Source organism: Actinomyces sp. HMSC065F11 (assembly GCF_001813085.1).
GTDB lineage: Bacteria > Actinomycetota > Actinomycetes > Actinomycetales > Actinomycetaceae > Gleimia > Gleimia europaea.
Genome location: NZ_KV811462.1, coordinates 124,200 through 139,638 on the forward strand (window position 1 = coordinate 124,200; position 15,439 = coordinate 139,638).

Annotated in this window: 11 protein-coding genes and 1 tRNA gene; 9 read left to right on the forward strand and 3 right to left on the reverse strand. The window is 55.0% G+C overall.

Translation table 11 applies throughout. The features are described from left to right. Positions 1-50: 50 nt before the first annotated feature. Entirely contained in the window at positions 51-1,190 is a 1,140-nt protein-coding gene (locus HMPREF2891_RS00760; protein WP_070619705.1) for an ABC transporter ATP-binding protein, read from the reverse strand. A gap of 130 nt (positions 1,191-1,320) precedes the next feature. Here HMPREF2891_RS00760 and HMPREF2891_RS00765 point away from each other — a divergent pair, with 130 nt between their 5' ends. The 3 genes from HMPREF2891_RS00765 to HMPREF2891_RS00775 all read left to right on the forward strand — a co-directional run bounded on the left by HMPREF2891_RS00765 (position 1,321) and on the right by HMPREF2891_RS00775 (position 4,245). Beyond that, positions 1,321-3,234 (forward strand): serine/threonine-protein kinase, encoded by a 1,914-nt coding sequence (locus tag HMPREF2891_RS00765; RefSeq protein ID WP_083311165.1) that lies wholly within the window; start codon positions 1,321-1,323, stop codon positions 3,232-3,234. 101 nt (positions 3,235-3,335) lie between these two features. Next, positions 3,336-4,124, forward strand: a complete 789-nt coding sequence (locus tag HMPREF2891_RS00770; RefSeq protein ID WP_070619699.1) for a DsbA family protein — start codon at positions 3,336-3,338, stop codon at positions 4,122-4,124. A gap of 45 nt (positions 4,125-4,169) precedes the next feature. After that, a tRNA-Thr gene (locus tag HMPREF2891_RS00775) sits at positions 4,170-4,245 on the forward strand. 162 nt (positions 4,246-4,407) lie between these two features. Here HMPREF2891_RS00775 and HMPREF2891_RS00780 read toward each other — a convergent pair. Further along, complete coding sequence (locus HMPREF2891_RS00780; RefSeq protein WP_070619696.1) at positions 4,408-6,231, reverse strand: sulfatase-like hydrolase/transferase; 1,824 nt, start codon at positions 6,229-6,231, stop codon at positions 4,408-4,410. A 103-nt stretch (positions 6,232-6,334) separates the two neighbouring features. Then, on the reverse strand, positions 6,335-7,372 hold the full coding sequence (locus HMPREF2891_RS00785) for a LacI family DNA-binding transcriptional regulator (RefSeq protein ID WP_070663512.1): 1,038 nt from the start codon (positions 7,370-7,372) through the stop codon (positions 6,335-6,337). 166 nt (positions 7,373-7,538) lie between these two features. Here HMPREF2891_RS00785 and HMPREF2891_RS00790 point away from each other — a divergent pair, with 166 nt between their 5' ends. The 6 genes from HMPREF2891_RS00790 to HMPREF2891_RS00815 all read left to right on the forward strand — a co-directional run bounded on the left by HMPREF2891_RS00790 (position 7,539) and on the right by HMPREF2891_RS00815 (position 15,439). After that, a complete protein-coding gene (locus tag HMPREF2891_RS00790; protein ID WP_083311174.1) occupies positions 7,539-8,414 on the forward strand; it encodes a carbohydrate ABC transporter permease in 876 nt (291 codons plus the stop codon). A gap of 3 nt (positions 8,415-8,417) precedes the next feature. Next, positions 8,418-9,218 (forward strand): carbohydrate ABC transporter permease, encoded by an 801-nt coding sequence (locus HMPREF2891_RS00795; protein ID WP_070619685.1) that lies wholly within the window; start codon positions 8,418-8,420, stop codon positions 9,216-9,218. Continuing rightward, positions 9,218-10,918, forward strand: coding sequence for a glycoside hydrolase family 43 protein (locus HMPREF2891_RS00800; protein WP_070663514.1), 1,701 nt, complete (start codon positions 9,218-9,220; stop codon positions 10,916-10,918). The genes HMPREF2891_RS00795 and HMPREF2891_RS00800 overlap by 1 nt, the downstream gene beginning before the upstream one ends. 22 nt (positions 10,919-10,940) lie before the next feature. After that, a complete protein-coding gene (locus HMPREF2891_RS00805; protein ID WP_070663515.1) occupies positions 10,941-12,242 on the forward strand; it encodes an ABC transporter substrate-binding protein in 1,302 nt (433 codons plus the stop codon). A 447-nt stretch (positions 12,243-12,689) separates the two neighbouring features. Further along, positions 12,690-14,351 carry a glycoside hydrolase family 13 protein gene (locus HMPREF2891_RS00810; RefSeq protein ID WP_070663546.1) on the forward strand — a complete coding sequence of 554 codons (1,662 nt, stop codon included), beginning with the start codon at positions 12,690-12,692 and terminating at the stop codon, positions 14,349-14,351. Positions 14,352-14,413: 62 nt separating this feature from the next. Further along, entirely contained in the window at positions 14,414-15,439 is a 1,026-nt protein-coding gene (locus HMPREF2891_RS00815; RefSeq protein ID WP_070663516.1) for a LacI family DNA-binding transcriptional regulator, read from the forward strand.

The window sequence follows — 15,439 nt, forward strand, 5'->3', positions numbered from 1 at the left end:
GCTTCCGGTTGGGAAGCTCCCTCAGTCATGTTCACTTATCGTTGTCCGGATTATGAGGGAAGACGCATGCCAGTGGACTTAGAGAAGTTGTGCTGCTGGCCTTCGCGAATACGGACGTGGACGATGGAGCCCTTCGGGGGCGCCGTGCGCGGAGCGGTGCGGATGATGATCTGATCCGATGCTTCGTCGTCCGGGTTAGCGTCGGTGCCGGAGCCAAGGCCGCCGCCTCCAACGAGCTTGCCGTACATGTAGGAGTCAGAGCCGAGCTCCTCAACAAGGTCGATTTCAACCGGAATGGTGTGCTCGCCTTCTTCAACGATTTCTAGTGCCTCGGGACGGAAACCAACGACAACCTGGTTGTTGTCTTCCGGCGTCAGGGCCGCGATCGTTGCTTCGGATAGCTTCACGTGAGCCTTGCCGAGTTCCGCGTAGCCGCCTTCGCGGTTGACGGTGAAGGTACCGAGGTTCATTGCGGGAGAACCGATGAAGCCTGCAACGAACTCGTTTGCGGGTTGTTCGTACATTTCCTGCGGGGTGCCAACCTGCTGGAGGACGCCGTCCTTCAGCACTGCGATGCGGTCACCCATGGTGAGGGCCTCAGTTTGGTCGTGCGTAACGTAAACGGTGGTTACGCCAAGGGAGCGCTGTAGCGAGGCGATCTGAGTACGCGTCTGAACGCGCAACTTCGCGTCAAGGTTCGATAGCGGCTCGTCCATGAGGAACACCTGCGGCTTACGAACGATTGCGCGGCCCATTGCCACACGCTGACGCTGGCCACCAGACAGTGCCTTCGGCTTGCGGTCTAGGTAGGGGGTGAGGTCAAGAATCTCAGCGGCTTCTTCAACGCGCTTGTTGATTTCTTCCTTCGGGGTGCCAGCGATCTTTAGCGCAAAGCCCATGTTGTCGCGAACCGACATGTGCGGGTACAGAGCGTAGTTCTGGAACACCATTGCGATGTCGCGGTTCTTAGGCTGCATGTCGGTGACGTCGCGGTCTCCAATGAAAATGCGGCCGGAGTTAACGTCTTCCAGGCCAGCGAGCATGCGTAGCGTGGTTGACTTACCGCAACCGGAAGGTCCTACTAGGACGAGAAACTCGCCGTCTTCAATCTTGAGGTCGAATGCATCAACTGCGGGACGATCCATACCCGGGTAAATGCGGGTTGCCTTATCAAAAGTTACGGTTGCCATATTTATTGTCCTCCATCGGCAGGTACGTGCCGAACGATCCGTTGTGAAGAGGGGCTAACACCATTGCCAGCACGGCTCTGTCTCGCCTATTGAGCCAGAACTAATCTGACATTAGCACAGCTAAGGGCAAATGAGTAGGGACATTGGGTCTCGATTTTATGTTTTGGAAACCTGGTTCCGAATGCTGGTTGTAGCGGGGTTCGTCGTGCCTCGTGTATTGCATTTGATTGCGGGTAGAGTTTTGGTGATGGACGTTGCAATTCCAAAAGCTGGCGAGGACATCGGTGGATACCGACTGGTGCGTCCCCTGGGTAAGGGGGGCGCTGGAATTGTGTGGGAAGTTAAAGATGGTGAGGGCGCTAGGTTTGCCCTGAAGCTACTTCATCCCGCGATCGCCGCTGATCCGGCGAGTAGGGTGCGTTTGGCGCGCGAGGCTGCGGTTTTGAACCGTATCCGTACAGACGGGGTTGCGAACGTTGTTGATCTAGAGACGGAGGCGGCGCAGCCCTTTGTAGTGACTGAGCTTGTTGATGGTCTGGATCTACGCGAGGAGATCAGAGCTGGAGGGCCGTTCTCATTTGCGGACGCGCTAGAAATCGCCCGGTCGCTACAACAAACGCTTAGTGCCGTGCACGCTGCGGGCGTGATTCACCGAGATTTGAAACCGTCGAACATCATTTTGGGTGCAACGCAGCCGGTTCTGATTGATTTTGGCATCGCCCAGGCGGACGAGGACGAGAGGCTTACCTCTACGGGCTTAGTGTCCGGCACGGTTGGCTGGGTGGCTCCGGAGGTGATGCGCGGGCGCGAGCCTGACGAGGGGTCTGACTGGTGGGCTTGGGCGGCTATCTTGCTGAATATGCTCACGGGTCGCGCCCCGTATGGGGCGGGAAGCCAGGACGTAGTTTTGTCTCGTCAAATGGCTGGCCAGCTGGATCTTGCCGGCTTGTACCCCCCTCTTGCGCAGATTCTGGAGTCGGCCCTAGGGGAGCGTGCTGACCGCCCGAGTCCGGCCGAAGTCTTGCAGCGTCTTGATGACCTCGACCCTGATGTTGTGCAATCTTGGACCGGCGAGGATGGCGGGGGAATCGAACAGACGGCGCTACTGAACGCCCCCGCAACGGATGAGGATTCCCAAAGGGAACCCACTGCTATTTCCCCGACCAATGTTGAACCGGGCGAGTCTAGCGAGGAAACCAGCTTGCTGTCCGCGCCGCCCCAGGACCACACCAGCGTGCTCCCCACTGACGATGAGGCGGGCGTAGCGCAAACCGCTCTGTATCCCGTTGCCGCTAGTGAGACAACGGTGGTTCCTGAACCCAGGCAGCCTGGTGGCGTGCCGGTTCCGTATCAGCCGGGCCACCCAGGAACATTAACTTCCGAACAATACGAGTATCCGCCGGCCTCGCAGCCCTACCAGGGCTACCCGCTCGCTCTGGGCTATCCGAATGCGGGGTGGGATGCGGTGCAGTACAGCTACTCGGCCCCCTCGAACGCATTTGTGTTCTCCCTGTGCGTAGCAAGCTTCCTCGCTGCCCTGCCAGTTTCGCTCGGCATCGTTGGTGGCGTACTTGCCGTGGGCGTGCTCCTCATCATGGAAACGGTGGGCCGCTCGCGGGTGTGGCGTGAAAAGCGGCGCGTTAGGGCGGGTGAAAAGCGCAGTGGTGACAACTGGCTGGCCACTTTGAATGGAGGATTGCAGTGGATCCCCGCAGCTGGTGCTCTCGCGTTTAATCTTGCGTTCGCAGTTTTGATTGCCGGGGCGGCGTGGGCGCTTTACAGCGTGAATAACGGCCTTCCTCCGCTAGAAAACCCTTACATGACGATGCTAATGGGGGTGCCAAGCGAGCCGGATCCTGTTTTGGGAGCACTGCTCTGGGGTTCGAACATGTTCGCTATTTTGCTTGCCCGCGTGGGGGCGGGCGGAAATTTCCTGCGGGAGGGCTCCTATGCGACGGCCGGAGCGATACCGCGGGTTGGCAGGGTCATTCTGTCCGTGCTTGCAGTGGTGGCTGTGTTCCTCCTCGTCGGAGTGGCATTGTAAAACTAAAAGTGTGCGCTCCATCATGCACTTTTAGGGGCGAGCGGGTGTGCGCATTTGCGTGCTTCCCGTTACTCTTTTAGCAAACGTTGAATCGAGGGGAAATGGCAACAACTCCGTCATCTAAGGACGCGGCTCGCATCAAAGCACAGGAATTGCGCCAGCAGCAGGCGCAGAAGGAACGCAAGACTCGCGCGATTATTATCGCGGTAGTTGGTACTTTGCTGGCGCTTGCGATTATTGCGGTCATTTGGGTGGTTAACTCAGCAAGATCGAATGAGGACAATCAGGTTATGACCGGCGAGTTCACGCCGATCGTGGTTTCTTCAAAGGGCGTTGGGGTTGCAGACCCTAATGCTCCGGTTGTTCGTGAGTACTTCGATTATTCCTGCCACGCTTGTGCAAACGTGGATGTGTTGCTGGGCTCGAAGCTGTGGGAGTCGGTTAAGGATGGCGAGATTTCGCTTGAGCTTGTTCCGGTCGATGTAGTTCGCATGCCGTGGCATTACGCGATGGCGAGTGCTTCCTACCTCGTTTCGCAGGAGGAGCCGGATAAATTTGAGCAGCTTCACCATGCCTCCTACGAGTTCTTTAAGAGTCAGTTTGATGGTGGTGACGGGTCGGTTATTCAGGACGAGGCCGCCTCGCTGGCAAAGGTTAAGGAGCTTGCTACCCAGGTGGGGGTGAGCCAGGCCGTGGTGGACAAGATTAGTCTTGACGGCGCGAAGGGCATTCTGGAGGCGAATACCACCGAGTGGAAGGATTCGCAGGTGGAGGGGCGCGAGAAGCTGGGCACGCCTGAGTTTGTAACCGGTGGTAAGGCCGTGCAACTTAGCGGTCAGACCGCTGATGAACTGGTGGATAGTATTCTCACTGCTGCTAAGGGCGAGTAAGCGTATGTGACAATGAGGGCCGCTTCATGGCAAACTAGTGGCCGCGCCACCTTAGCTCAGTTGGTAGAGCACCCGCCTTGTAAGCGGACGGTCATCGGTTCGAGTCCGATAGGTGGCTCCAATAGGAAGCTCCGCCACACAATGGTGGCGGAGCTTCTATATTCTCCTAGAGATGTGGCGCGACTACAGGTGTCACGTAGCCAGGTGTTGGCTATTTAGGACCGCGGCAGAAAACCCGCGCAATTTACCGGCAGTGTCCGAAGGGCCGGCCGGTGATGCCGACTTATAATTTCTCGTCTTGCTCGCGGTCGGCTCTGCCTGCTCTCGTTTCGCGGTGAGAGTCATAGAAGGGAGAGCGTTTAGCGAACTCCTCATTCATCAGCTCGGCGCCGTCACGCTCAACCAGGGTTTGTTTGCCAGAGAACATATTTACGCCTAGGCCCAGCCGGTCGTCCTTAACCTCGGCTCCGATAGCAGTGAGGATTGTTGGGAACATGTCGAAGGCAGAGAACTCACGGTTCTTCGTTACCGAATCAGGGAAGTCGGTGCCAGGCACGGGATTCAAAATCAAGTTCACGATAGTACGGTGGTAGTTCTTGTCCCACCCTTCGAAGAACTTTTTGTCCATAGACCGGTGATCGCCAGTGACCACAATGGTGGTGTTGGATGCCCAAGGCTGTTCTTGGATCCATCGAATCAGCTTCACAGTTTCGGCTTGCGAGTAGTGGATCACGTTCGCGTACTGGGAGGCGAACGGCGCTTCAGTCATGTTCTCAGACACGTAACCGTCTGGGAAGTGCGTATCACCGTTCTCGACGATCATGTAGAACGGTTTGTCCTGGCTCCCCAGTCTGGCCAGTTCTTCCTTGGTGTATTCGTAGAGTTTGTCATCCTCCACGCCCCACCAGACGAAGTAGTCGTGCTCGATCTTGCCGTCGGCAACAAAACGGGCGCGGTCGTGAATATCAAAGCCTCCATGCCGCTGGTAGTACCTGTCCAGTCCGCCCCAGGATGCCGTTGAAGCTTGCATGAATGTGGTGTTGTAACCACCTTTTTTGAGGATGTCGCCGATGGTTGTGAAATCTGGGTAGGAGAAATCGCTACCTGCTGTTCCCGACGCGAGCATGGGGACGCCGGCTTGCATTGCGATCATGCCGGCCACGGAGTGGCCGGTTGCGTACAGCTGGTCAGGGCCTCCAAATTTGTCGGTGTTTGACCAGGAGATTCCCGTCTCGCTAAGCGCCGCAAGTTCGGGCATTAGATTTTGATCCATGTAGCCGCCCAAATCTTTGGAATAGTAGGAGTTTTCAACCGACTCCATGTAAATGTGCACCAGGTTGCGCTTGTGGGCGGGTAGCTTCACGTTGTCTGCGGTGGGAGCAACATAGTTGTCCTCCAAATAGCTGGAGGTGGTGAAGAATAACTGCGCGGCTTCTTTCATAGGTAGCCTCGCGTAAGAGTAGGCAAAAGAGCCTGCAAGGAGGGCAACAATGCTCACGAGGGCTACGCCGCGCACATGCGTTATTCGCCAGGTTCGAGCCGCTGGCATCTTGATGTGAAGATCAGAGCGGATGAAACCGATGCTTGCTCCTAGAAGTGCAAGGAAGATGGCAGGGACTACGATTTCGTTTAAAAGTGCCAAATCTTGTGCGTCGGTGGAGGCATCGCCAGCTGCAGTCAAGATGAAGATGAAGTTAGGGTCTTGAGGGATTTCCCCAACGCTGTCTTCAAGCCATTTGGGAATGAAAAAGAACAGGCCTGCGAGTAGTCCAACAATGGCGCCTATGAAGGTGGGGAACAGTCCGCGCCAATTCCAAGGCTTGCTCTTCTTGACTAAAATCCCGCGTGATGCGAGGACTTTCAAGAATAGAAGAGCAACCACGCATAGTCCGAGAATAATAGCGGGGTACCCAACGTAGAACTTGGGTGAATGTGGGGCGCCATAAATGGTGGTGCGGCCGGTGAGTATTAAAGCGAAGAATGCCAGGGCATTAGCGGTCACGCCAACGAGGGTGCCGCGGATAAAGGATCCCGCAGAGATCCCAAACAAATATAGGGCCCCGACTCCAGCCGCAAGGCAGGTCAGTAGCTGCAACGCAACGATCATGAAAGTGAATTCTACATTAACATCCTGTGAACATTTGAAGCGTGCCGCCGGCGCTGAAAGCGGGTTGCTCAGTGCCCCGCCGAACCGGAGGGGGGAGTGCTGTCTACCTGCGAGTTATTAATTCGAACTCGGTAACGACGTGTTTTTGGCGGCCTTCCTCGAGGGAGGAGGCTGGCCCAAATAGTTGGTTTAAGGCAGTGCTCGCAATGCTCCCCATGTGTGGGTCGATGGTGTCGAATGGTGGGGTGACGAATTGAGCCTCTTCAATGTTGTCGAACCCAACGATGGGGATACTTCTATCGCGAGTTGAGTCGTTAGAAGCTAGAACGGGTAGAGCGCCTAACGCGAGTGTGTCGGAGAAACAGAGGATGCCATCAAAATAAGTGTTTGAATCAATGATGCGTTGCAGGGCGCGTGCAGCTTCGCCGCGGTTGAAGTCAATCACGGTGCCAATCAAATTCGGATCCAGCGGTATCCCGGCGTCAGCTAACGCTTCTTCGTATCCTTGAAAGCGAAGTCTTGAAGTGGCCTGCGTCCGATCTTCCTGGTGGCCCAATACGACGATTTTCTGCGCGCCTTGTTTTAGGAGGTGCTCGGTTGCCACGCGGGCTGCTTCGATGTTGTTGAATCCGATTTGCAGGTTGTAGCCGTGGCCGCTGAACTCGGATGCGTATTCTCCGAGAAGCACAAGCGGGAGTGTAGAGTTACGGCTCCGCAGGTCGGCCTCTGTCAGGGCTAGCGGGGAGCAGATGATCGCGTCGATGCCTGGGAGGTTGTGTCCTTCAATCGCTAGTTTCTCGCGGCCCCGTTCGCCGCCCGTTTCGGTAACCAGTACGAGCACGTTCATTTTTTGTGCGCAGGTAACGAAGGATGAGGCTAGTTCAGCGAAGTATGGTTCGCGTAGCGTTGGGACGGTAAGCGCGATCATCCTCGAAGACCCTTGCCGCAGGTGTCGCGCTGCTAGGTTTGGGCGATAATCCAGGCGTTTTATGGTTTGTAGAATCTCTGCACGCACGGCCTCGGAGACGTTGCCTTTGTTATTGACAACGTTTGAGACGGTCTTTGCGCTGACTCCCGTCTCTCTTGCCACGTCCAGAAGAGTGACCCGCTTACGTTCTGCCCCCAAGGCGTAGTCCTCCATTTGATTGGGATATTGCGAAACCCACGCACTTACTATAATCTGTGACCAACTCTAGTTCATCGTTGAACTAAAACTCCAGACTGTCATAAACGGTCAAAAAGTTTGACGGTTCAACGTTGAACCATTAGTTAGGTTTTATTCTCCAGCGATGCCAGAAGGCGGCAAAATGAGAGAGCTATCTCGCGGTTTGAAGCCGTACCTGTACGTGGCTCCGATAGTCCTCATATCGGGCGTGCTGATCTACTTCTTTATTGCGTTTACGGTGTTCACGTCCTTCACGGATTGGAATGGGCTAACGAAGATGAACTTTGTTGGTCTGAGCAATTACCGTGAGCTTTTTAGTGACAGTACCTTTTGGGTGGCGTTGAAAAACAACGTCATCTTCATGGTGGTAACAGTTTTTATCCAAGCGTTCCTTGGTCTTGTGGTCGCAGTAATCTGCGCTGAGAGACTTCCGGGTTCCAACTTCTTCAAAGCGGTATTCTTCCTGCCAATTTCGATGGCGCCGGCGATTGTTTCAACGGTTTTCAAATACATGCTCGAAACAAACTACGGAACGTTGAACGAAGCGCTGCGCTCGCTTGGCCTACTTGGTGAGGGGGAGGTAATCCAGTGGCTCGGCGCAGATCTAGGGCTATGGAGCATAGTCGCTATCAACGTGTTCCAGTGGATGGGATTTTCGATGATGATCTATTTTGCAGGCATCATGCAGATCCCAGCCGAACTATTCGAAGCTGCGGAACTTGATGGAGCGGGATGGTGGAAACGCTTGTTCCACGTGGTGATCCCCTCGCTACGCGGGGTAACCGCAACGTTGATAGTTCTAGGCATTGTCGGATCCTTGAAAACCTTTGACATTGTCTGGCTGACAACTGCGGGTGGTCCTGGGGTGTCCACCCAGTTCCTCACGACCTTCTTGTACATGGAGAGGGCCAACCGTCAAGCCGGGTACGCCTCGGCAATCGGTACCGTGCTGCTAGTTATCGCCCTGGTCTTGTCCGTGGCTCAAATGGTGTGGACACGGCGAAAGGATGCGAGGTAAACAATGTCTCGTCACAGACTAATTCCCACCCTGGCCAAGTACGCCGCTCTGGTGTTCTTGTTTGTCATTTGGATGTTCCCTATCGCATTGGCAATCTACAAGTCGGTGTCGGTAGGAGGTTTTGAAAACTACGCGCGAGTATTGCGCCACGATACTTTCAACTACTGGCAGGCCATTGGTAACTCGGCTCTTATGGCGATGGTCTCAACGATCGTGATTGTGATAATCGCATCGCTCGGTGGCTACGCGTTTTCGAAGATGGAATTTAGAGGCCGCAAAGTCCTCTACTCCGGGCTGATGGCATGTCTTGCAGTGTCGATCGCGTCCGTGGTTACCCCGGTTTTCTATGTCTTTAACTCGCTGGGGCTTCGAGACTCTTACACGGGAGTCATCATCCCTATGATCTCGTTTAACGCCATCATGATGCTGATGATTATGAAGACACATTTTGATGGGTTGCCAAACGAGATCATCGAGGCAGGTCTTATTGATGGGGCGAGCCCGTTTGAGATCTTCCGAAAGATCCTGATGCCAATTTCTGGCTCTTCCGTAGCAACTATTAGCGTCCTATCTTTCGTCTATACCTGGAACGAGTACTTACTGCCGCAACTGCTGATGAAATCTGCAACTAAGTTCCCGGTAACTAAAGCGATTTCACTGCTCCAGTTTGACAGGATGAGTCAGCAGGACATCTCCGTTCTTTATGCGGGGCTGATTTTGATGACTTTGCCAACCCTGCTCATTTATCTGTTTAGTCAACGGTTCTTGCAGTCCGGCATGACGAGCGGGGCGGTGAAGAGCTAATGGCTATGAAGCAGTTTACGAATCCGGTTCCCTATGTCGATGGTTCGCAGCATACAAACCCGGATCCTTTTGTGATCAACTTTGCGGGCACCTACTTTTGCTATTCCACGGGGATCGATGGCGTAAACCTGAGCGTTTCTAAAGACCTCGTGACGTGGGAGCACAAGGGGTTTTGCTATCGCGAAGATGGCCGGGATTCCTACTGGGCTCCGTGCGTGGTTTATAGAAACGGCGTTTTCTATATGTATGTTTCTAACCGCCCTGCGGGCGAGACGGATCCGCATTTTCAACGAATGAGGGTGGCAACCAGTGAAACACCTGAAGGCCCGTTTACTTTCCGTTCCCAGATGCTGGATGAGTTTGCGATAGATGCGGACGTCGTTACGGGCAATGATGGCGAGACCGTAATGTTCTACGCTTCTAACGAGCTGACGAGCCAGTGCAGCGATCTGATTGGAACCAGCGTTGTGGTTGACGTGATGCTAACGCCGTTTACTTTAAGAGGCAAGCCGGTTCCTGTGATTGTCCCGAGCATTAAAGAAGAGATGTTCGAGGCGAATCGGTTTGGTGATGGGCGAGACTGGTACACGATTGAGGGCAGCACCTATTTCACGGATGGCGAGTTTGCCTACCAAACTTATTCGGGGAATGCGTACGAGAATCCCGACTATTTCATTGGCGTGACGCGGGCGAAAGTTAAGCCTGCAGTCGCGCAGATGGAGTGGACTAAGCAACCTTCCGATGATGTTTATATGCCGCTGGTCAGGCAGTCTGACCTGGTTGAGGGCACTGGGCATAATTCCATTGTTAGAGGCCCGAATTTATTGGATAGGTGGATTTGCTATCACGGCCGTGATCGCAAAACGTTAAGAGACTTCTCGGTTGAGCAGCGGCAGTTCTACCTGGATCGCATTTTCATTGCAGGCGACGAGGTGCTCTGCTGCGCGCCTACAAGCCAGGCGCAAGACGCCCCTAGTATGGCCACGATGTCAGGAGTTGGGCGCCAGGCGGAGAATGAGAAGCCGCTCGCGGAATCTGTGGGTGACTTTATTGCCGAACTGTACTTGAAGAGTGAGGCCAGCGAAACGGCAGGCGATTTCCGCGAGGTGGGATTCAGCCTAAGCGCAAACGACGCTTGGGCGCGGTTTGCTGTACGCGATACCGAGGTTGAGTGGTCAACCAGTGACGGAAGAGTTGAAAACTCTTCGGTTTCCGTTGAAATCGATTTGAGTGTTTGGCAACCCTTCAGGATCTTGCGCTCGCGGGGGTGTGTATCCCTCCTAGTAGGAGAGGTGGAGCTTCTTTCCATGCCAGATTGCATGACCGGCCAGTCTTGTGATCTTCGGATCAGTGACGGGGCAACGCGGTTGTCATACTGGCGGTTAACGCAGATGTTTGAAGCCTCGCGCGCGGAGCTTGAGTCAAATGGTTACCTGCGTCCTGCTGAATCGTCGCTGACAGGTGGGGGAGTGTATGAGCTTTTGCTTCCGCTTGAGGGCGAATGGCAGGTCGAGCTGTATTTCAACGGTAAGGCTCCGGACTTTATCCAACGTGATGGAGAAGAGCTCAATGCTCGCATGGTCAATGGCCGAGAACGTAGTGTTATCACCTTCACGGTGAACTTTAGTTCGTTCGCTACGAGTCGAATTCGAGGCGATTTGTCAGGTATCGCAAGATGTCTGGCAACAAAGATTTCATAGGTACAAAACAAAGGAGAAACAAATGAGAAACGGATTGTCTGCAAAGCTTGCAGCGATTGCAGTTGGCTCTGCTCTCATCATGACTGGATGCGGCGGTGCAGGTAGTCAAGACGAGGGCGCGACTGGCGACAAAGTCGAGTTGAACTTCCATACTTGGCTTCCCACCCAGGTGCAGTGGCCTGAGATTATTGAGGCGTTTGAGAAGGAAAACCCGAACGTAACGATTAACTACACGCGCGAAGAGGACTACGACAAGTTCCGCACGAATCTTGACAATGAGATTCTGGCAGGGGAAGTCCCAGACATTTATGGAATCCAGGTTGGTGCGTCGTTTGATGACTACGCTGAGTTTGCGAAGCCGGTAGATGAATACGCTGCTGATTGGATCGATAAGGTAAGCGAAGTTGCCGTTGAAGAGACCAAGACGGAAGACGGCACGCTGGCTGCGGTTCCGATTTTGAACGCGGGCATGGAGTTTTACCTATACAACAAGACTCTGATGGATGAGATCGGCGTGCAGTTGCCGAAGAACTACGACGAGCTGGTCCAGGTCAGCAAGACCGCGGCAGATGCAGGTTATTCTCCATTTGCCATGGGAGCTAGCGATACTTGGCACGTGGCTGACTTCTTCGTCTGGCTAAGCAACCAGTACGGCAATGGCGATGACATTTACAAGGCTGCTAATGGAGATATTTCGTGGGATTCGGATTCTTTGGTAGCGGCAGCAACGGATTGGCAAAAGCTGTTTGCTGATGGCGTTTTCCAAAAGGGTGCGGTGACTACTAACACCTATCCGCAGGCTCGTGATGACTACTTCTTGGCTCGTCGCGCAATTGCTATGCCTACCGGATCTTGGCACGTTGGCATGGCTCTAGAGGGGCCAGATCAAGAGCAGCCGGGTTCTGCGATTGAGGCAGACGAAGTCGGTATGGCGGCATTCCCACAGATTGGTCCTAACTCGGGCACTGCAACCACTGGTGTTGACTTCGCTCTGGCTGTTTCGTCGGAGCTGGATGGAGCAAAGCTTGAGGCAGCTGCAAAGTTTGTGGAGTTCATGGCTGTCGGTCAGGGTCAGCAGATTTGGGTAAACACGCTTCAAGGCTTCCCGGTTGCTAATGACGTTAGCGTCCAGGTAGATCCGGCTGAGCCCGAGCTGGGCCAGGAATCGCTAAAGCTCGTCGATGAGACGCTCGCGGGCGCAAAGTACGCTCGCAAGCTGTCGGTGCCCGGACGCGAGTCGCTTCAGGATGATCTGGGCATTGTCCTTCAAGAAATCGCTGATGGCGCAGATCCCAAGGCGTCGCTTGCAAAGCTGAACCGGTAAGGTACAGCGGTATAGCTCAACTGAGTTTTTAAGTTGTAGCTAGCAAAGCTCCGGCAAAGGGGGATCGCCCTCTACCGCAACTGCCGGATGACAAGTGGAGGTTGGTCAGCCAAAAGGCTGGTCAGCCTCCACTTTCTATCTTTGTAAAGCAGAGTGCATGGACGCGCTGCCCTCGTCTGCTTGCAGGTACCGCTGAATCACGTGGGGGGGCCTCGATTCGTGGGAGAGTGAAAGTGCTTGACAATCCGTATGTGAGTGTCTAATTTCTAGAGTATCGACGCGCGTCGATCGGTCAGTGTTTGTGTCAACCAACGCAATGTTTTCTAAGACGAGGGAGTCTTCATGAAAGTAATAGTCGCCATGGTGGCACAGTAGGTGGCGTTCCCGCAGCAATCGTAAGTGTTTAACAGTAACGTTCCGCATCTCGCAATAGAGGAGGAGATTTCTTTGACCAACGTGCAACGAAGCGACTGGGATCAGTGGTGGCGAACCGCTGTGATTTACCAGGTTTATCCGCGTAGTTTCAGTGATTCGAACAATGATGGCCTGGGCGATGTGCGGGGCGTCATTAACCGGCTGGATTATTTGCAGAAGCTTGGTGTTGATGCGATTTGGATGTCTCCGCACTACCCGTCGCCACAGGCTGATGCGGGGTATGACGTGGCGGACTATTTCGACGTCAACCCGGAATATGGCACGTTGGAGGAGTTCGATGAGCTGATCGCGCAGGCCCATGAGCGCGACATTAAGATCATCATCGATATCGTTCCTAACCACTCGTCGGATCAGATGAAACTGTTCCAAGACGCGTTGGAGGCCGGCCCGAACTCTCCGGAACGTGACATGTACATGTTCCGTTACAGCGAGGGGAAGTGCCCTAACAACTGGGGGTCATTGTTTGGCGGTCCTGCGTGGACGGCGGTTGAGCCCCTCACAAATAATGAGGCGGATCGTAACTGGTGGTATTTGCACCTGTTTGCTCCGGAGCAGCCAGACTTTAACTGGGAGAACCCGAAGGTGCACGAGTTCTTCAGGTCTTACCTGCGTTTTTGGCTAGATCGAGGTGTGGATGGTTTCCGCGTTGACGTGGCGCACGGCCTCGTGAAGGAAGAGGGCCTGCCTGATGACAAGGTTGGGCCGGATCGTTGGGCCGTTGATCCGGACGAGTATACCCAGACTGAGGGTCCGTTCTGGGATCAGCCTGGCGTACACGACATTTACCGCGAGTGGCGCCGCGTACTAGATGAGTATGGGCGCGATCGCGTGCTGGTTGCCGAAGCGTGGCTGACGCCTGAACGCGAGGCTCTTTACGTGCGTGAGGACGAGATGAGCCAGCAGTTCAACTTCAATTATTTGGAGGCGAACTGGAACGCCGAGCGTGTGCGCGCGGCAATCGATGATCCGATTAAGGCTAATGGGGGTGTGGGCGCGCCGGTCACTTGGGTCATGAGTAACCACGACGTGGTTCGCGCAACAACGCGTTACGGTTATGAGCCGCAGATGGATTACGGCCGAGGTATTGGTGTTGATGATCCGCAGCCGGATCGCGAGCTGGGCCTTGCGCGCGCGAAGGGCATGGCTGTGTTCACCATGGGGTTGCCCGGCTCGATGTATATCTATCAGGGTGAGGAACTTGGGCTTCCCGAGGTCACTGACTTGCCGGATGAAAGCCGCCAGGATCCCACTTGGTTGCGTACTGGCCACCAGGTTCGAGGCCGCGATGGGTGTCGCGTGCCGATTCCGTGGGAGGCGGACGCCCCGCACTTTGGTTTTGGTACGGGCGACACGTGGCTGCCGCAGCCGGATTACTTCGGCGAGTTTGCGGCGGATGTCCAGGATGATGATCCGGCTTCTACGCTGAACCTGTACCGCCGCGTGTTGAAGCTCCGCCGTGAGCTTGAGCTTGCGAAGGGCGACGTCGAGTGGGTTGATCTGGGAGACGAGAACGTCCTCGCGATTCGCAATAAGGGCGTGCTGCTGGTGTTGAACATGACTTCGCGGCCGGTGACAGTCAAGGACGTTACCAGCGTGGTAGCGTCGTCTTGCGATGTTGTTATCGGTGATGGCGAGGCTGTTGTGCCCGCAAATTGTGGAGCGTGGCTCCGATAGGTAAGTAATGCATGTGCATAGGGGTGTCTCTATGCACATGCATTATTGTTTTGGGAGGTTGTATGGGGGTTACGCGGGCTGACGTTGCTAGCCGCGCCGGTGTGTCACCGTCGACGGTCTCCTATGTGTTTTCGGGGGCGCGTCCGATTGGTGATGAGACGCGTCAGAAGGTGCTTAGCGTTGCCAAGCAGCTTGGTTATGTGCCTAACGCCTATGCGGCGAATCTGGCGGCGCGAAACTTGCGCACTATTGGTATCCACCTGAATATTACGAACTCTGGCTTGGATCGTAGCTCTGCTGAATACGTGACGGGCATGATGCAGCGCTGTACTGAACTGGGGCTCACCCTGTTGGTGCCGACCACGGTGGGCAATGATGAGGGCACGTTCCGCAGGTTCTTGAGGTCGTGTTTGCTTGACGGTGTGATCTACATGGAGGTCGAGCAAGATGATTGGCGCGAGGACGTCCTGCTTTCTGAAAAGGTGCCTGCGGTGGCCTTAGGATTTTCAGGCAGGAAGGGCGGCGTTCCTTACGTTGAGACTGACTTCGATGCCGTAGGGCGGATTGCGGTCAATGAGTGTATCGCTCGCGGGCATAGCCGCGCCCTGCTGATTGGCAGAAAATCGCGCGAAGCTAACCCGGCTGATCGTGTGGGCAAGGCAATCCATAGGGCTACGCTAGAGCGCGCACGCGAACGCGGTTTTCACCTGGAGCAGATGCTGCTACCCGTGAACTTCCTTGCCGCCCAGCAGGTCATTCCTCTAATGCACGACAATGCGGATGAGCACCCGGTGATTATTACCGACAACATGCCGGTTGCGGAGGGCGTGATCGGTTTTGCTACGGATTACGGGCTTGAGCTTGCTCGCGACTACTCGATTATGACGCTGGGCGGTCAGATCGGTTATACGGCTGATACGGCGTTTGATTTGTCGGAGGTCTCAACGGACCGCGAGCAGATGGGGCGCCAATGCGTGGATCTGCTGGTTGGCGCCTCGCGCGCGAAGTCCGTTGAGGACCTCCCAAATAGTGTGGTGTTCGAGCCAAGTTTTATTGATCGAGGCTCGCTTGCGAACCTGAACGAATAA